Genomic DNA, 17,625 nt, shown 5'->3' with positions numbered 1-17,625 from the left:
GAGCACGCGAGTGATGGTTGTCGGTGACACAAAGTGACGTTTGGATAAGTTTTTTAAAGACACCTCATCCCCAAGCTCTAGTGCGATCGATTGTTTTACTCGATTGGCAATAAAACAATGGGGGTGAATTTCCTTGGATTCTGCAACAAAGGTCGTCTGGCAATTGCGGCAGAGGAAGCGTTGTTTCTTTAAGCGAATATAAGTTGGAAAATGAGCCATACTGACCCATTTAATGCGTGAGGTCAAGAACCCATTCTTTACGATAGAGAAGTCCTTATTGGGCATGCCACAACAGGGACAGTTATCGGGTGTGTAAGTGAGGGTTGCCAAATAAACTTTACTGTTAACGCCGTTGATTTTCTTTTCTTCGCAAAAGTTTTCCTCAAATGTAATGTGTTTATCTTTCAAATCTAGTGACATTCGGATACAATGATTATGAGACATATGAATTTTCCTCTCTGGATGGGTTTTCGACGACTTCATTCTATCGGAAATAATCATATGTTTCTATTTTTTTGCCTTAAAATAGGTGTGAATGATTTTTTCTCATCCACACCATAAATTATACAGCCGATTAACTAATCGGACTGCTTGCTTGTTATTTGGCGAGATTTTCTTTGACACGGAAAGCGACCATTTTAGCGATCAGTTCATAAGGGATGTCTTGATTATAGGGAAATTGAACCGCCCCTTTAGATGTTTTGTAAGCAGAAAGTTCTGTTGCAAATTTGCTGATAGCACTAGGTGTGGGATAAAATCCCAGATGTTTTTTTGCGGCGGCAAAATGAACCAAGTTGCCGTTTAAATAGTAAGTTGGCATTTGATAACTCATTTTTTCATAACTATCAGGTGCCGCCGCTTGAATCGTCGCTCTGGTTTTCATGAGAATGTCTTGAATCTCCGTTGGGTAACTGTGAATGTAGTCCGTAATCTCTTGAGATTGAATCATTGTTTTTTCCTCCATTTTTTCACTTGTTATGCTAAGTTTACTATACCTTGAGGCGAAGGGCGATAATTATCTTTTTTCTGCGATTAAAATTGACTTTTGAGTTAAGATTTATTATACTTTGAGATGGAAAAGGATATGTTTTAGTGACATGGAACGATTAGAAAGCTTTTTATTTGCTGAAAGAAAAGCCGTTCACCATTAAAGTGCTCCCTTTATCGGACCTTGATAAGAAATTATCACGCCACTCTGCGTTATCGAGCTTAAGAGGTAATGATTGACATCATTGCAAACAAGGTGGTACCGCGTGTCGACGTCCTTGTTTTGCATGGTGTTTTTTTGTGCCAATTTCGAGGCTCTCAAAATAGAAAGGAAGTATTGTGGATAATGAAAAAACTAACTAGTAGTCAGGTGCGTCAAATGTTTTTAGACTTCTTTAAGGAGAAAGCTCATTCTGTTGAACCAAGCGCCTCACTTGTACCGATTAACGACCCTACCTTATTGTGGATTAACTCTGGTGTTGCCACGTTAAAAAAATACTTTGATGGAACCGTTGTGCCGGATAATCCACGGATTGTCAATGCTCAAAAGAGCATTCGGACAAACGATATTGAAAATGTTGGCAAGACTGCCCGTCACCATACGATGTTTGAAATGTTAGGTAACTTCTCGATTGGCGACTATCAAAAGAAAGAAGCGATTCACTGGGCGTGGGAATTTTTAACTGAAGATAAATGGATTGGCTTCGCGGCTGATAAATTATATGTGACCGTTTATCCTGAAGATAAAGAAGCTCGCCGGATTTGGGAAGAAGAAGTCGGCTTAAGTACAGATCGAGTGATTGATATCGCCGATAATTTCTGGGACATCGGCGCTGGTCCTTGTGGTCCTAATTCTGAAATTTTCTATGACCGCGGGCAAGCTTACAATGATGTGGCTGAAGATGATCCAGAGAACTATGCAGGTGGTGAAAATGAACGCTATTTGGAAATCTGGAATCTAGTTTTCTCTGAGTTTAATCACACTTTAGAAGGAACGTATGAGCCATTACCGAACAAGAATATTGATACAGGAATGGGACTTGAACGCTTGTTGTCAATCCTGCAAGATGCGCCAACTAACTTTGAAACGGACTTATTTATGCCGATTATTGAAGCGACAGCTAAGTTAAGTGCGGGCAAAGTTTATGGGCAAGATGTGGCAACCGATACCTCCTTTAAAGTGATCGCCGATCATACACGTGCGGTTTCCTTTGCTATTGGTGATGGAGCATTGCCTTCAAATGAGGGCCGTGGTTATGTCTTACGTCGTTTATTGCGCCGGGCTGTAATGCATGGGAAAAAATTAGGGATTGATAAACCGTTTATGTATCAGTTAGTGTCAGTGGTTGGCGATATTATGGCAAGTTATTACCCTGAAGTGACAGAACAACACGCTTTTATTGAAAAAGTTATACGGACTGAGGAAGAACGTTTCCATGAAACGATTAATGAAGGGCTGCAAATTTTGACGGATTTGATCGCTTCCATGAAAGGGAAAAATGAAACAGTCTTAAATGGGAAAGATATCTTTAAATTGTATGATACGTTTGGTTTCCCTGTGGAATTAACTGAAGAAATTGCTGAAGATGAAGGGCTAGCAGTTGATCATGCTGGGTTTGAAACTGAGATGACAGCTCAGCGTGAACGAGCGCGTGCTGCTCGCAATACGGATCAATCCATGAATGTTCAATCTGCTTTGTTGACGGATATTAAAGAAAGCAGTACATTTGATGGCTACACACAAATCGATCTAAGCAGTGAGTTAAAAGTTATTATTGCCGATGAAAGAATTGTGCCTGAACTAGATAAAGGAACGGGGCAGTTAATTTTCAATGAAACGCCATTTTATGCTGAAATGGGTGGTCAAACCTTTGACAAAGGCCTTGTAAAATCAGCAACTGGAGAGATTGTTGCGAAGGTCGTTGATGTACAAAAGGCTCCGAATGGTCAACCTCTACATAAAGTCGAAGTAGTTGGTAACCTCGTCACTGGTCAAACTTACCAGTTAGTAGTGGATCAAACTCGCCGTAATAAAATAATAAAGAACCACACGGCAACGCATTTATTGCATCGTGCCTTAAAAGATATGTTAGGAGAGCATGCCAATCAAGCTGGCTCACTTGTGACACCGACTCACTTGCGATTTGACTTTACTCATTTTGGTCAGGTAACTAATGACGAATTAGCGCAAATGGAACAAATTGTAAATGAAAAGATCTGGGCAGGGATACCAGTTGAGACTGTTGAAACTGACCTTGACACGGCAAAATCTATGGGGGCGATGGCGCTCTTTGGTGAAAAATATGGTCATGATGTCCGCGTTGTGAAGATTGCGGATTACTCCATCGAATTGTGTGGTGGAACTCATGTGGCTAACACCTCTGATATTGGGATCTTTAAGATTGTGTCTGAATCAGGTATTGGCGCAGGCGTTCGTCGAATTGAAGCGGTGACTAGCCAAGAGGCTTATGAGTTGTTAAAAGATGAGGAAGAGCTACTGAAAGGTGTGGCCACTTTGGTAAAAACACCTCAATTGAAAGAAGTTTCTACTAAAGTTGAACAGCTCCAAAAACAATTAAAAGAATTACAAAAAGAAAATGAGAGTTTAAACGCGAAGTTAGCTAATCAGCAAGCCGGCGATATTTTTAAAGAGGTAGTTGAAGTGAATGGGACTAGTTATATCGCTGCTCAAGTATCTGTCAAAGACATGAATCAATTACGTCAATTAGCAGATCAATGGAAACAAAAGAAGGTATCGGATATTTTGGTTTTAGGGACTTCTCAAGGTGAAAAAGCTAATTTACTAGTGGCGATGTCCCAAGCCGCAAACGAAAAAGGCTTGAAAGCCGGCGACTTGATCAAAGCTATCGCGCCAAAAGTTGGCGGCGGCGGTGGCGGCCGTCCTGATATGGCTCAAGCTGGTGGTAAAAATCCAGCAGGTATTCCAGAGGCATTGAAAGAAGTGGCTAACTGGTTAGCATAATTTTGAACATAGAAATCTCTGTTTTAATGTGAAACAGAGATTTTTATTTTTGGCTAAACTTAGGTATAATTGGAGAAGAGAATAAATCGTCGTGTTTTATGACGGCTGATGCACGTGCAAACTATTATAAATAGGGGCTGAACGTATGGAATTTAGACTGGCTGAAGAGGCAGATGTGTTGGAGATTTTAACAATTTTTACACAAACAAAAGCGTTTTTTAAAGAACAAAAAATTAATCAATGGCAAGGCGACTATCCTGGGATTCCTGAAATTAGGCAGGATATTCACTTAAATCAATGTTATGTCGCAGTCGAGAAAGAATTAATTCTTGGAGTGATAGTGCTCAGTTTAACTCCTGAAAAAAGTTACGATTCGTTAATTGGCGGTGCTTGGAACAGCGAGAATCCCTATACTGTCATCCATCGATTGGCCATTAATAGTAATTATCAAGGTCGGGGAACCTCCTTAAAACTATTGGCCTATATCGAAGAGGTGACGTTACATCATGGCCGTCATGTGATTCGAACCGATACTCATGAATCTAATGACGGTATGCGGTATATTTTAACTAAGACAGGCTATCGCAATACGGGGCGTCTGTTTCTGGAAGATGGTAGTCCGCGAATTGGTTATGATAAACTACTTGATGAAAGCATTGCTGAAGAAGTAGCAGAATAAGTACAAACAGGCTAGGGCGTTTGTCCCAGCCTATTTGTACTTATTTTTTGGAGTGATTGAGTTGTCAGCGTTTCTTACAAAATGAAGCGCTCGATTGCTTCAGCAACTGCGTGATGATTATGGTCGTTTAAGCAGTGATAATTGGCTAGCTCTTTTAATTCAGGAACGGCATTGGCAACCGCAACCCCTGTGCCAGCTAACTGGATCATGGTTCGATCGTTCATGTTGTCACCGATGGCCAAAATCTGATCGGTGCTTACATCTAACATGGTAATCAACTGCTGTAAGGCGTTTCCTTTGTTGACTCCTCGAGGGTTAAATTCTAAATAGCGGTTTGACGAGTAGTTAATGTCCAATGTCTCAGCAATTTCTTTTGATAAACTGGCTTCAATTTCTTTTAAAAATTCTAAGTTAAGGTGTTGAAAATTTATTTTTAAAATCGGAGAAGCGGACAAATGAGTGATTCTTGGTTGGTCTAGTAACTTTAAGTCAATGTGGCCGTCAAGATACTCTTTTTCATTTGAATTCATGTTCAGTGTGTGAATATCTGATAAGGTAAAAAGGTGGATCAGCACATCATGTTTGACCCCAAGATCAAAGATATGTTCCACTAATTCAAAAGGTAAAGCAGTTGAGGTTAAGAGTCGATTATGTTTATTTTCTGTGATAACACCGCCGTTATATGAAATAGCATATTCATTTTCTAGATCATGAACGCCAGTCATTTTCAAGATGTGTTGAAAATCGTTAAAACTACGACCCGTAGCAGGAACAAATTTAAGACCTAAAGCTTGTGCTTTTTGAATGGCTCTTAAATTTTCTTGTGAGACCACTCCTTGGCTATTAATCAATGTTTCATCTAAATCACTGACAATCAATTTATACATATTAGTCATCCGTTCTATAGTTATGAGGTTTACCCAGGTGACTGTTTTATTTTCTAGTCATTTTGCCTCTATTTTGATAGGTTGTCTGTCTTTCCCTGGTTGAAATGATAAGTCGTTCCATAATAGATTACCACAACTTTCCGTCAAAAAGGAATAGAAGTGTTTTGTATCTTAAAAAAATGTGCTACACTATATAAGACAGAACGTTAAAGGACTGATGATTAATGGAATTTGCAGATAAACGTAAAAATTTTAGATTTCCGGCTTTTGATGATAAAGAAGGGGTTAAACTCCCAAAATCAAATCATCGTGATTTGTTTAGTGACGAGTTTAAAACCCCATTTTCCGATAATCGCTCAATCGCAGAAGAGACGGAAGCGACTTATGAGGAGCGGTTTCATCAGGAAGCTGTGTCTGAACCTGTTATGCCAGAACCCTATGTTCCTGCGAAAACAGAACCGCTAAAAAGAGAGAAACGACCGGATTTTTCTTATCAAGGGCCACCGATGGAAGACTCTGTCATTGAAGTGAAAAAGCCCGTATTTTACAGCGATCATCGAGCTAGCTTGGAAAAAAAGTTGACCCGTGAGAAAAAATTGGACCAACGAGCGAACAGTAACGCGCAACCAGGTAAATATAAAGGACGGTCTTATTTTGTCCCTAAGCATATTCCAGCATCGATTGTGCCTGAAGATGTTGAACCGACCTTTAGTAAGAAAGAAATCATTGATCGCATGAAAAAACCGAAAGCGAGTTATCTAATATTAGAAGACAATGAGGATCGGGCTTTTCAGTATGATGAGATTGAAAAACGTCAAATTAGTGAGTTTGAAGTTCGTGAAGAGGAATCCAATATCCCTTTTACTCGACGTGAGTTTAAACAGCTGAAAAAAGGGTCAAAAAATGATGAAAAAGTTCCAGCGATTACTAGGAAAAAAAATGAACAACCTGACCAAATGGCCAAGAATAATCGGTTGGAAAAGTCATTATCAGGGATTATGGCCGAGGAAACGTCTCAGTCAAGAGCCAGTAAATATTTTGATTAAAGATTAAGCTTTCACTGTTTAGGCTCAGTGGAAGTTTTTTTGGTTGAAATATCAGCGAGAATGTATGATAATGGTAGTCGGTATAAAAACTGACTGATGGAAGTCGAAATACTACACCAGACTAAAATTCAACCTAATATAAAAGTTTAAACATTAGAAAAGAGGATTTTCATGCAAAATCAAGAAAAACCATTGTATCATTTTGTCGGGATAAAAGGTGCCGGCATGAGTGCTCTCGCATTAGTCTTGCACGAGAAAGGGTATCGCGTTCAAGGTTCAGATATTGAGCAATACACTTTTACACAACGGGAATTAGAAAAGGCAAACGTTACGATTTTGCCTTTTGATGAAACGAATATCAAAGATGGCATGATTATTATTGCTGGAAATGCGTTTCCAGACAGTCATCGAGAAATTCAAGAAGCTTTAAAGAAAGGTCTGCAAGTCATTCGTTATCATCGTTTTATTGGCGATTTTATCAAAAATTTTACCAGCATTGCGGTTACAGGCTCCCACGGTAAGACAAGTACTACGGGGCTATTGTCTCATGTTTTAAGTGGCATTGAACCGACGAGTTATTTAATTGGTGATGGAACAGGTCATGGGGTTTCAGGGGCTAGATTCTTTAGTTTTGAAGCTTGTGAATATCGTCGTCATTTTTTAGCTTATGCGCCTGATTATGCGATTATCACAAATGTGGATTTTGATCACCCTGATTATTATAAGAGTATTGAGGATGTTTTTGATGCGTTTCAAACCTTTTCGACTCAAGTAACAAAAGGGCTAGTTGTTTTTGGTGACGATGAGTATTTGCGTAAACTAGAGACGGATGTGCCTGTTTATTACTATGGGATTAATGACGATGACGATTTCCAAGCGAAAAATATTGAGCGGACAACTTCCGGTTCTCGTTTTGAGGTTGTACATCAGGGAGAGACAATTGGTCAGTTTGCGGTTCCTGCTTATGGGATGCATAACGTGTATAATGCTTTGGGGGTTATTGCGATTTCTTATTTAGAAAAATTGGATATGACCAAGGTAGCTGAAGAAATGTTAAGTTTCGGAGGCGTTAAGCGTCGTTTTAGTGAGAAGAAAGTCAGCGATATGATTATCGTAGATGATTATGCGCATCATCCAGCAGAAATTCGTGCGACAATTGATGGCGCTCGTCAAAAATACCCGGACAAAGAAGTTGTGGCTGTCTTCCAACCTCATACCTTTACTCGGACAGTAGCGCTGTTGGATGAATTTGCTGAAGCCTTGGATTTGGCTGATGAAGTCTATTTGTGTGATATATTCGGTTCAGCCAGAGAACAACAAGGAGACGTCAGGATTGAAGATTTAGGTGATAAAATTACCAAAGGTGGGAAAGTTGTTAAGGAAGACAATGTTTCTCCTTTATTGGATTTTCATAATGCCGTCATCATCTTTATGGGGGCTGGTGATGTTCAAAAGTTCCAACATGCCTATGAAAGCTTATTAGGCACGACTCGCCGAAATAAAATGTAATACAGAGATGCGGAGAAGAGTGACGTACGTCAGTCTTCTCTTTGGTGTATTCAGCATGTAAAGGAGAGACATTTGCTTGTGGGCTATTCGATCATTTCGACAGGGATGCCGTATTTTGAGTTGTTTTCGAAAATGATAGTGAAAACTTGCGATTTTTGACTTTTTTGGTACAATTAAAACATAAAGATGGAGGTGTCTTTTTTAAGATGATTGGAAAGCCGAGAAAAATAGGCAAGACAATAGAGGATATTGAAGAGGGGCAGTCTTTGAGTGTGACAGAATCGATTGAAGACGATCGCTTGTTGTTATACTTGGGCTTGACGAACGATGCGAATCCGCTGTATATTCAACATGATTACGCACAAACAACAGAGTATCAAAAACCAATTGTGCCATCGGCAATGTTGATGGGCATCATCACCAGTGCGATATCAAAACATTTGCCTGGACCCGGCTCTCATGTTGTGAATTTTTCAATAAATTTTATTGAACCAGTGTATCATTATGAAACGTTAACGTTTGACTTTGAGGTTATCAAAGTTGATAAAATGAAAGATGTCGCCACTATTTCAGTTGAAGCAATTAACGGTCCTGGGGATCGTGTGCTAGATGCTGTTGTGATGGTTAAACCGCCATTGGCGAAAATAGAAGAAAGCAAGGAGTAATCATGATGGAACAAAATCAGTATAATCAGGTGTCACAAAGGACGGATGCGGGCTTAGCAGCTTTTTTCTCAAAAATTTACGCGTATTTAGGAATTGGAATTGCTATTACAGCTGTCACTTCATATTTGGTAATGGATGTTTTTTATGCTCAAGTTGCCAGTGTTATTCAAAGTTTGCCGTTAGGTTTAACGTTAATTTGGCTTCTTGAAATTGCCTTAGTTATTTTTTTAAGTGCTAAAGCTGTCAAAAATCCAACGTTAGCTGTTGGTGGCTTTATCGCGTATTCGATTATTAATGGTATTACCCTTAGCTTCACGCTAGTTTGGTATACTAGTGAAGTGATTACCAGTGCTTTTGTCGCGGCGGCAGTCACCTTTGGTGTTATGGCTATTTTTGGTTCGCGAACGCAAAAGAACCTTAGTGCAATGGGTCAAGCTATGAGAACGGCTTTAATCGGTGTTATTATTGTCATGTTAATCAATGTCTTTTTCGTTAAGAGCACTGGTTTGTTGCTCTTTATCTCGATTGTGACGGTCTTTGTTTTTGCAGGGTTAACTGCCTATGACCATCAACGGATCAAGGCCATTTACAATCAATTTGGTGATGCGCCAGAATTAAGTGGCATGGCAGTCTTTTGTGCCTTACAATTGTATCTAAACTTTATTAACCTATTACTTGCTTTCTTACGTATTTTCGGTAGAGATTAGTCAGTAGTTGGTTTGAAAACTTCCTCCTTGCATAGTAAGGAGGAAGTTTTTTTAGGAGGAGAGAGATGACGTTACATGAGTGGTTGCTAATTTTTCCATTGCTATTTATGTGTCACGAGCTTGAGGAACTCGCCTGGATGCCTGAGTGGTTTGTCAGGTTAAAAGCGAGTCCGGTTAAGTTGCCAGATAAGGTAAGGCAGATCACTGTGTCCCCACGATCTTTTACTTTGATTGTTTTTGAGGAATTTATCTTGGTTTGTTGTGTTATATTATATAGTATCGTGGTCTCCTCTTTTTTGGTGGCAACTGCCTTAATACTGGTCTATGGGTTGCATATAGTGGTGCATTTTGGCCAAATGGTGTATTTACGCCGCTATGTTCCAGGAAGCTTTACAGGTGGCTTGACGTTAATAGGCTGCACTCTAGTACTTAAACAGCTATTGCCACAAGTTGAAGTTGGACCTTTAGTGATAGCGACAGTACTTATGACGGTTGTCGTGGGGGCAAATTTAGTCATTTGTCACAAGTGGATCAGGTGAGGGCGAATAAAAAGAAACCCTATTTCAATCACTTAACTTCGCAAACTCGATTGTTTTTTGGTAAAATGAAGAAGAGTGTTAAGAATGGAGAAATGATATGTCGAAAAATAAACTGTTACTAATCGATGGCAATAGTGTAGCTTTTAGAGCTTTCTATGCCATTCAAAACTTTGAATCATTTAAAACGAAAAGCGGCTTACATACTAATGCCATTCTTTTTTTCAATAATATGTTAGATAATATTATGCAAAAAGAAGAGCCTAGTCATGTTCTAATCGCTTTTGATGCTGGGAAAACCACGTTTCGTCATGCTTTTTTTGATGATTACAAAGCTGGTCGCGCCAAAACACCAGGGGAATTTAAAGAACAAATGCCTTATATTCGTGAGCTAATCGAGGCTTTTGGTATTCAACATTATGAGTTGGCGGATTATGAAGCTGATGATATTATCGGCACCTTGGCTCGTCGTGTTAGTGCAGATGATTTTGAAGTGGTGGTTATCTCGGGAGATAAAGATTTAACACAGCTAGCTGACAAAAACATTCGAGTGGAAGTGACAACTAAAGGGGTGAGTGAACTAACAACCTATACTCCTGAGTTTATTAAAGAAAAATATGGGTTAGAGCCACTACAAATCATTGACATGAAAGGACTAGCTGGTGATAGTTCTGATAATATTCCTGGCGTGACACGAGTTGGCGAAAAAACGGCCATCAAACTATTGGCGGAATACGGTTCTGTGGAAGGGCTCTATGAACACCTTGATGAGTTGAAACCAAGTAAGATGAAGGAAAATTTAATCAATGATAAAGAGCAGGCTTTTTTGAGTAAAAAGCTTGCGACAATTGATGTCAATGCACCAATTGATGTGGCGGTTGAATCGTTGGCTTATAGCGGCAAAGATATTGATAAATTAGTTCCCTTTTATCGTGAAATGGAATTTAAACAACAACTAAACAAATTAGATACGACTGGTTTAACGGGAACAAGTGAGCCGCTTACTGAGATCAGCTACGAGGTGGTAACGGAAGCGGCAACTAGCATGTTCAGCGATGGGATGAGTCTGTATGTGGAAATGCTGGAGCCTAATTATCACACATCGGATATTTCTGGTGTGGCTTGGGGAACGAAAGAAAAGTTATATGTGTCCTTCGGTGACGATATCTTGTCTCAAGACTCCTTTAAAGAATGGTTAGATGATGAAAATCTGACGAAAATAGTTTATGATGCTAAAGCTAACCAAGTCGCGCTTAAACGGTACGGTATTGACCTTAAGGGAGTTGCCTTTGATGTTTTACTGGCGTCTTATCTGATTGATACGAATGATAAGAGCGAGGATTTGGCCGAGGTCGCCTTTAATTACGAGTATTACGATATTGACACGGATGAAAGTGTTTATGGTAAAGGGGTTAAAAAAGGCTTGCCGGCAGAAGATAGCGTATTGTTTCAACACTTAGCTCGAAAAGTTAAGGCTTTGGCAAGTTTGCAACCAAAGTTGGATCAGTTGTTAGTGGAAAAAGAACAACATGAGTTATTTTATGACATGGAATTGCCCTTATCTCGTGTTTTAGGTGAGATGGAAATTGAAGGGATTACGGTTAACGCTCAACGCTTACAAGAGATGAAGCAGGAGTTTGCCGTTCAATTAAAAGGAATTGAAGAGCGGATTTATGAGTTGGCGGAAGAAGAATTCAATATAAATTCTCCGAAACAACTGGGTGTTATTCTCTTTGAAAAAATGCAGTTGCCAGTGATTAAGAAAACTAAAACAGGTTATTCAACGGCTGTCGATGTGTTGGAACAATTAAAGGATCAAGCCCCAATTGTGGAACATATTTTAGAGTACCGTCAAATTGCTAAAATTCAATCGACTTATGTTGAAGGGTTGCTAAAAGTGATCCAACCTGATGGCAAGATTCACACACGTTATGTTCAAACATTGACTCAAACCGGTCGTTTGAGTTCAGTCGATCCTAACTTGCAAAATATTCCTATTCGATTGGAAGAGGGCCGCAAAATCCGTCAAGCATTTGTGCCCCGTAAAAAAGATTGGCAAATTTTCTCATCGGATTACTCTCAAATTGAATTACGTGTTCTGGCGGATATCGCCAACGATCAACATATGCGCGAGGCGTTTGTTGAAGGACAGGACATCCATGCAAGTACTGCAATGCGTGTCTTTGGTCTTTCATCTGAAGAAGTGACAAGTAATATTCGTCGCCAAGCGAAGGCGGTTAATTTTGGGATTGTTTATGGAATCAGTGATTACGGGTTGTCGCAAAACTTGGGAATCTCTCGTAAAGAAGCGCAACAATTTATTGATACTTATTTTGAAAAATACCCTGATATTAAGACCTATATGGAAACCATTGTCCGAGAAGCGAAGGATAAAGGCTATGTGGAAACCTTGTGGCATCGTCGCCGTTATTTACCAGATATCAATGCTCGTAATTTTAACTTGCGGACATTCGCTGAGAGAACGGCGATTAACACGCCAATTCAAGGAAGTGCTGCTGATATCTTGAAGATAGCCATGATTAAAATGGCTAAACGTTTGAAGGAAGAAAACATGGAAGCGACGATGTTGTTACAGGTTCATGATGAACTTGTTTTTGAAGCGCCCAAAGAGGAGATTGTTAAGCTGGAGCAACTTGTTAGAGAAGTCATGGAAAATGCGGTAGAATTAAGTGTGCCGCTTAAAGCCGATAGTAGTTATGGCAACACGTGGTACGAAGCTAAATAAGTCTTGAAAATTGTCTCTAAGAAGAAGTTGAGCTAAAAGCTGATCAGCCTTTATCTCGGCTTCTTTTTACAGAAACGTTTTATATAGGAGGTAGTAGTATGCCAGAGTTACCAGAAGTAGAAGCGGTTCGAACTGGGTTGGAGCAGTTGATTTTGGGGAAAGAGATCGATCAGGTTCAAGTGTTTTGGCCGCGGATTATCGAAACCCCTGAAGTTGAGTCGTTTAAAATCAAGCTGATCGGTGAAAAAGTAGAGGCAATCAGCCGACGGGGTAAATTTTTAATTTTTCACTTCACTCACTATGAGATGGTGTCTCATCTGCGAATGGAAGGGAAATATGAATATCACCAACAGACGGACGAGCTGGCTAAACATACCCATGTCATGTTTGATTTTACCGATGGCACTCAGTTGCGTTATTTGGATGTTCGCAAGTTTGGTAGAATGACGCTTTTGCCTAAAGGTCTTGCAAGTGAGTACAGTGGGATTTTGAAATTAGGGCCAGAGCCTGTCCCTGCCACGTTTCTCTTAAAACCTTTTACAGCGGGCTTAAAAAAATCAAGTAAGGCTATCAAACCCTTGTTGCTAGATCAAAAATTGGTGACAGGCTTAGGGAATATTTATGTTGACGAAGCGCTTTATGAAGCAAAAATCCATCCTGAACAACCTGCTGACACTTTGACATCTAAAGAAGTGGCTGCCCTTTATCAGTCGATTATTGATGTCTTGGCTCGGGCAGTTGAAGCTGGTGGGACGACGATTCGCACCTATAAAAACGCCTTGGGAGAAGCGGGGAAATTCCAAGTGTCGTTAAATGTTTATGGCCAGACAGGTCTTCCCTGTCCGCGTTGTGGCACGGCGATTATTAAAACAAAGGTGGCTCAACGGGGAACGCATTATTGCCCCGCTTGTCAAAAGCTGCGTCAGCGAAAGATGAGGTAAAAGTGATGACCTTTATATTAGGATTGACAGGTGGGATTGCCACTGGTAAGTCGACCGTTGCCGATTATTTCAGGCAGTTGGGCCTTCCGATAGTTGATTCAGATACGATTGCTCGTGAAGTGGTTGAACCTGGTACTGTTGGCTTGGAAAACATTCGGTTGCATTTTGGTGACGAAATCTTGACGGATGATGGACGTTTGAATCGGAAAAAATTGGGAAGTATTGTGTTTTCTGATGAGTCTAAACGGCGCTTATTGAATCGACTGTTAAGTGAAGAATTGGCTAAGGCTATTTCAGGTGAAATCGACGAGTGGGTGGCCAGAGAGGTTCCCATAGTTGTGGTGGATGTTCCTCTGATGTATGAGGCTGATTATGATCGTAAAGTCGATCAGGTGATGGTCGTTTACTTGCCCGAAAAATTGCAGCTCCAGCGGTTGATTGCTCGTGATCAGTTATCTGAAGAAGAAGCAAAAAAACGAATTACCAGTCAGATGCCGATCGAAGAGAAGCGGTTGTTGGCTGATATTGTCATCGATAATTCAGGATCAGTGACAGAGACTCAGAAACAGTTGAGGGAATGGCTGAAAAATTACAAATAAACGAAATAGTGAAAGGAAGAACGTCTTGAAAAATACCAAGATGTTCTTTCTTTCTGTATTTATCAGCATATAAGGACTATACCATTCACTAGTTTTCATGTTATAATAACTGTAATATAGTGATAATTAGTTACTCAAAATAGATAGAATACACGAGGTGAAAAACATGCAGTGTCCAAAGTGTCAATACAACGGGTCTCGTGTCGTCGATAGTAGACCTGCTGATGATGGCCGTGCCATCAGAAGAAGAAGAGAATGTGAATCTTGTGGGTTTCGTTTTACCACATTTGAACGGATAGAAGCAGCACCCTTATTAGTGATTAAGAAAAATGGTGGACGTGAAGAGTTTAACCGAGATAAAATTTTGAGAGGGTTAATCCGCTCAGCAGAAAAACGGCCCGTCTCAATGGAACAAATGGAGCAAATTGTGGATCAAGTGGAAAACAAGGTCCGTGGTCTTGGAGAAAATGAAGTCTCCACCACTAAAATTGGCGAATACGTAATGGAGGATTTGGTTAATCTTGATGAGATTGCTTATATCCGTTTCGCTAGTGTTTACCGTCAGTTTAAAGACATGGGCGTATTCTTAAAGGAAATGCAAGAGATACTTAATAAAGAAGATGAAAAAACAGAATCGTCTTAATGGATGGTCTGACCTAATCATCGTAGGGTAAGAATATCTAAGAAGCAAGGAGGTCGCGATTTGAATAGTTCGTGGAAGCAACTTCATCCGCAAGACCGTTTTACTGTTAAATTGGCAGCTCCGATTACCAGTCATGATGAGCAACTACTAAGTTACTTGTATCAACCTATTATCGGCATGGATGCCTTTAGCATCTATCACACTTTTTTGACGGCTGTAGATGAGTCCGATTATGATAGTCATGAGTTACAACACGCGGATTTATTTAATCAGTTAAATATTGACCTGCCTCGCTTGTTTAATGCTCGCATTAAATTAGAAGGCATTGGTTTGTTAAGGGTGTTTGCGAAAGAAGCGGAGGGACGTCGTCATTTTATCTATGAGCTTCAAGTGCCTTTAAAAGCTGAAGAACTTTTTCAAGATGATGTTTTGGCAGTCCTATTACTAGATAGTGTTGGAGAGCTTCGCTATCAAAAATTGGTTCAGCGCTTTGCTATCCCTAAGGTCGACACACAAGAGTATACGGAAGTAACTAAGAAATTTTTAGATGTCTATCAGTTTAATCAGGAAAGTTTGGCTTCTCATGAAGTGACGTTGACTGAGGCCAAAGATGAGTTTTTGACTTCGGTTAAACCGAAACTTTCCAGCGTCAATGAAACCTTTGATTGGCTCTATTTTGTCAGTTTATTAGATGGGTTGTATATCGATAAGGATCAAATTCAGCAAGAGTTGAAAGAAACGGTTTTTACGTTACATCAACTTTACGGCATCGATGAATTGGAAATGAAAAACTTAGTGGAAAATGAGGTAGACTTTGTCACCAATAAGGTGGCATTGAACCAATTGCGCAAAAGTGTCGTGTTGAAATATCATGGTGTGAAGAAACAAAAAGTTGCAACGGAAGATGAAGATGCTGCTGATTTATCAGTGGATGATCAACTGGTTCGCAGACGGAATACCTTAAAGTTATTAGGGTATAACGAAGGCGAAATTCAAGTAATTGTCTCTAGTGAAAGTATTTCACCTATGATTTTTTTGAGTGCCATTAAAAAGCAAAAAGGTGGATTTGTGGCCAATGAGGAACGTTGGGTTGTTGAAAATTTGGTGAAACAATCAGGTTTGCCAGATTCTGTGATCAATGTTTTGATTCATTATATCCTAGTTGGAAAAGGCAACGCGGCTCTCAATCAAAAATTTGCTAATTCGATTGCGAATGATTGGGCGCAAGCTCAGATTTTTTCACCAGAAGGCGCTATGACGAAAGTTAAAGAAATGGGTGCGTCTGCGCAGAAACAGGTGGCACCTCGTCCTAATAATTATCGGAAACAAACCTCGGGCAGGAAAGAAACCTTACCAGATTGGGTAGGTAAAACGAAGCCAGAGACCAAAGTATCTCAAGAAGAAGAAGCTTACTTTAAAGACCAATTGCGCAAGATGCGTGAAAAAGGGAAAGAAGGTGAATCCTAATGGAAGATGTCGGCAAAGAAATGACAAAAGTGATCAACCAGCGAGATTGGTCTGAGCGTTTTGATAAACTGGTTCAAGAGGTTTTAAAAGACCCAGATGTGATTAAGTTTATTGAAGAGCATCAAGCAGAATTAACCAAGGAAGATATCGATAAAAGTTATTCAAAACTCTATGAATTTGTTCAAGAAAAACGTAAGTTTAAGTTGAACGAACCGACCATGATTGCACCTGGCTATGAACCTAAATTATTCATGAATTTTCATTATATCGATGTCACCTATGTTCCCACTGAAGCGCTCTTGGCACGTCAAAAGGAAGAGGAGATTCGAAATCGTGTGAAGGCCATGGATATGCCACGGGATATTCGTGAAGCTAGCATGGACTATTTTGAGATTACGGCGGAACGGAAAGTTGCCTTACAAGCGGCTTTTGATTTTGTCAGTAAATATAAAGAAAACCCTAAGCAGTTTCATCAAGGGCTTTATCTTCAAGGTTCATTTGGTGTCGGAAAAACTTATTTGTTAGGTGCCCTTGCCCAGGAACTCGCTGAATATGGCTATAGGACGACCCTGATGCACTTTCCAACCTTTGCAGTAGAGATGAAACAGTCGATTGCGCAAAACACCACAGGGGATAAATTAGACGCTGTTAAGAAGGCACCGATTTTGATGTTGGATGATATTGGGGCTGATTCCATGAGTAGTTGGATTCGGGACGATGTGTTAGGGGTTATCTTGCAGTATCGCATGCAAGAACAGCTGCCGACATTTTTCAGTTCTAACTTTAGTATGAAACAGTTGGAAAAAGAGCATTTAAGCGTGACTCAGCGAGGAGAAGATGAGCCGCTTAAAGCGAAGCGCATCATGGAGCGGATTCGTTATTTAGCTAGAGAAATCAACATGATCGGTGAAAATCGCCGTCATCAATAGTGGTAAACGGGCTCTACGTCAAATGATGTGGATGGCTAGAAATTAATCGAAATGATCGACAAATTAAGCGGCTCTGTCAGCGATGGCAGGGGTGCTTTTTTGTGTTAAGTTAAAGCTAACTAAAATGCGGTGTTTGAAATTCCAAAAACTGCGGTACCCATAAGCCACCCTTTTGATAACTTTTATTTTATTGATCGTGCCTTCTAAAGGGCCATTTGAAAAAGAATACTTAAACGTATTTTCGATTCGTGGTAAATGCTTCTTTAAGGTCTTTAAAGACGTGGTCATCAGGGAAGAAACC

The 17,625-nt window shown here is 40.0% G+C and carries 17 protein-coding genes; 13 read left to right on the top strand and 4 right to left on the bottom strand.

Going from position 1 to position 17,625, the window contains the following annotated elements; all coding sequences use genetic code 11:
• Nucleotides 1-444 (bottom strand): transposase family protein (locus I6N95_RS26460; RefSeq protein WP_209533115.1); only part of this gene is annotated, 444 nt, incomplete at its 3' end.
• Between the two features lie 154 nt (nt 445-598).
• Nucleotides 599-949, bottom strand: a complete 351-nt coding sequence (locus I6N95_RS26455) for an iron chaperone (protein ID WP_209533114.1) — start codon at nt 947-949, stop codon at nt 599-601.
• Nucleotides 950-1,333: 384 nt separating this feature from the next.
• Here I6N95_RS26455 and alaS point away from each other — a divergent pair, with 384 nt between their 5' ends.
• On the top strand, nt 1,334-3,970 hold the full coding sequence (gene alaS / locus I6N95_RS26450; protein WP_209533113.1) for an alanine--tRNA ligase: 2,637 nt from the start codon (nt 1,334-1,336) through the stop codon (nt 3,968-3,970).
• A 145-nt stretch (nt 3,971-4,115) separates the two neighbouring features.
• Nucleotides 4,116-4,649, top strand: coding sequence for a GNAT family N-acetyltransferase (locus tag I6N95_RS26445; RefSeq protein ID WP_209533111.1), 534 nt, complete (start codon nt 4,116-4,118; stop codon nt 4,647-4,649).
• A 74-nt stretch (nt 4,650-4,723) separates the two neighbouring features.
• On the opposite strand, the gene I6N95_RS26440 is transcribed toward I6N95_RS26445, so the two are convergent.
• A complete protein-coding gene (locus tag I6N95_RS26440) occupies nt 4,724-5,536 on the bottom strand; it encodes a Cof-type HAD-IIB family hydrolase (RefSeq protein WP_209533109.1) in 813 nt (270 codons plus the stop codon).
• Between the two features lie 224 nt (nt 5,537-5,760).
• Here I6N95_RS26440 and I6N95_RS26435 point away from each other — a divergent pair, with 224 nt between their 5' ends.
• From I6N95_RS26435 to dnaI, 11 genes are all read left to right on the top strand, one after another.
• On the top strand, nt 5,761-6,582 hold the full coding sequence (locus I6N95_RS26435; RefSeq protein ID WP_209533107.1) for a hypothetical protein: 822 nt from the start codon (nt 5,761-5,763) through the stop codon (nt 6,580-6,582).
• A gap of 171 nt (nt 6,583-6,753) precedes the next feature.
• Nucleotides 6,754-8,091: a UDP-N-acetylmuramate--L-alanine ligase gene (gene murC, locus I6N95_RS26430; protein WP_209533105.1), complete on the top strand. Its 1,338-nt coding sequence runs from the start codon at nt 6,754-6,756 to the stop codon at nt 8,089-8,091.
• Nucleotides 8,092-8,297: 206 nt separating this feature from the next.
• Entirely contained in the window at nt 8,298-8,756 is a 459-nt protein-coding gene (locus I6N95_RS26425; protein ID WP_209533103.1) for a MaoC family dehydratase, read from the top strand.
• A gap of 5 nt (nt 8,757-8,761) precedes the next feature.
• The gene (locus tag I6N95_RS26420; RefSeq protein ID WP_209533101.1) at nt 8,762-9,463 is read left to right on the top strand and encodes a Bax inhibitor-1/YccA family protein; all 702 of its coding nucleotides are present in this window, start codon (nt 8,762-8,764) and stop codon (nt 9,461-9,463) included.
• 65 nt (nt 9,464-9,528) lie between these two features.
• Nucleotides 9,529-10,002, top strand: coding sequence for an HXXEE domain-containing protein (locus I6N95_RS26415; protein WP_209533099.1), 474 nt, complete (start codon nt 9,529-9,531; stop codon nt 10,000-10,002).
• Nucleotides 10,003-10,099: 97 nt separating this feature from the next.
• Nucleotides 10,100-12,745, top strand: a complete 2,646-nt coding sequence (gene polA / locus I6N95_RS26410; RefSeq protein WP_209533097.1) for a DNA polymerase I — start codon at nt 10,100-10,102, stop codon at nt 12,743-12,745.
• Between the two features lie 98 nt (nt 12,746-12,843).
• Entirely contained in the window at nt 12,844-13,686 is an 843-nt protein-coding gene (mutM, locus tag I6N95_RS26405; protein ID WP_209533095.1) for a DNA-formamidopyrimidine glycosylase, read from the top strand.
• A gap of 5 nt (nt 13,687-13,691) precedes the next feature.
• On the top strand, nt 13,692-14,285 hold the full coding sequence (gene coaE / locus I6N95_RS26400; protein ID WP_209533093.1) for a dephospho-CoA kinase: 594 nt from the start codon (nt 13,692-13,694) through the stop codon (nt 14,283-14,285).
• 166 nt (nt 14,286-14,451) lie between these two features.
• Nucleotides 14,452-14,928 carry a transcriptional regulator NrdR gene (gene nrdR / locus I6N95_RS26395; RefSeq protein WP_209533091.1) on the top strand — a complete coding sequence of 159 codons (477 nt, stop codon included), beginning with the start codon at nt 14,452-14,454 and terminating at the stop codon, nt 14,926-14,928.
• Between the two features lie 60 nt (nt 14,929-14,988).
• Complete coding sequence (locus I6N95_RS26390; protein ID WP_209533089.1) at nt 14,989-16,395, top strand: replication initiation and membrane attachment family protein; 1,407 nt, start codon at nt 14,989-14,991, stop codon at nt 16,393-16,395.
• Nucleotides 16,395-17,324 carry a primosomal protein DnaI gene (dnaI, locus tag I6N95_RS26385; RefSeq protein ID WP_209533087.1) on the top strand — a complete coding sequence of 310 codons (930 nt, stop codon included), beginning with the start codon at nt 16,395-16,397 and terminating at the stop codon, nt 17,322-17,324. The genes I6N95_RS26390 and dnaI overlap by 1 nt, the downstream gene beginning before the upstream one ends.
• Before the next feature lie 63 nt (nt 17,325-17,387).
• Here the strand turns inward: dnaI and I6N95_RS26380 are convergent.
• On the bottom strand, nt 17,388-17,625 hold a 238-nt coding region (locus tag I6N95_RS26380), incomplete at its 5' end, for a transposase (protein WP_209533085.1).

Source organism: Vagococcus allomyrinae, assembly GCF_017829975.1.
Classification (GTDB): Bacteria; Bacillota; Bacilli; order Lactobacillales; family Vagococcaceae; genus Vagococcus_D; species Vagococcus_D allomyrinae.
Note: the sequence above shows the minus strand (reverse complement) of the source record. Positions and strands in the feature narration are given on the sequence as shown.

Coding starts and splice junctions, on each gene's coding strand:
- I6N95_RS26455 (WP_209533114.1), bottom strand. CDS start 949: ATGATTCAATCTCAAGAGATTACGGACTACATTCACAGTTACCCAACG.
- alaS (WP_209533113.1), top strand. CDS start 1,334: ATGAAAAAACTAACTAGTAGTCAGGTGCGTCAAATGTTTTTAGACTTC.
- I6N95_RS26445 (WP_209533111.1), top strand. CDS start 4,116: ATGGAATTTAGACTGGCTGAAGAGGCAGATGTGTTGGAGATTTTAACA.
- I6N95_RS26440 (WP_209533109.1), bottom strand. CDS start 5,536: ATGTATAAATTGATTGTCAGTGATTTAGATGAAACATTGATTAATAGC.
- I6N95_RS26435 (WP_209533107.1), top strand. CDS start 5,761: ATGGAATTTGCAGATAAACGTAAAAATTTTAGATTTCCGGCTTTTGAT.
- murC (WP_209533105.1), top strand. CDS start 6,754: ATGCAAAATCAAGAAAAACCATTGTATCATTTTGTCGGGATAAAAGGT.
- I6N95_RS26425 (WP_209533103.1), top strand. CDS start 8,298: ATGATTGGAAAGCCGAGAAAAATAGGCAAGACAATAGAGGATATTGAA.
- I6N95_RS26420 (WP_209533101.1), top strand. CDS start 8,762: ATGGAACAAAATCAGTATAATCAGGTGTCACAAAGGACGGATGCGGGC.
- I6N95_RS26415 (WP_209533099.1), top strand. CDS start 9,529: ATGACGTTACATGAGTGGTTGCTAATTTTTCCATTGCTATTTATGTGT.
- polA (WP_209533097.1), top strand. CDS start 10,100: ATGTCGAAAAATAAACTGTTACTAATCGATGGCAATAGTGTAGCTTTT.
- mutM (WP_209533095.1), top strand. CDS start 12,844: ATGCCAGAGTTACCAGAAGTAGAAGCGGTTCGAACTGGGTTGGAGCAG.
- coaE (WP_209533093.1), top strand. CDS start 13,692: ATGACCTTTATATTAGGATTGACAGGTGGGATTGCCACTGGTAAGTCG.
- nrdR (WP_209533091.1), top strand. CDS start 14,452: ATGCAGTGTCCAAAGTGTCAATACAACGGGTCTCGTGTCGTCGATAGT.
- dnaI (WP_209533087.1), top strand. CDS start 16,395: ATGGAAGATGTCGGCAAAGAAATGACAAAAGTGATCAACCAGCGAGAT.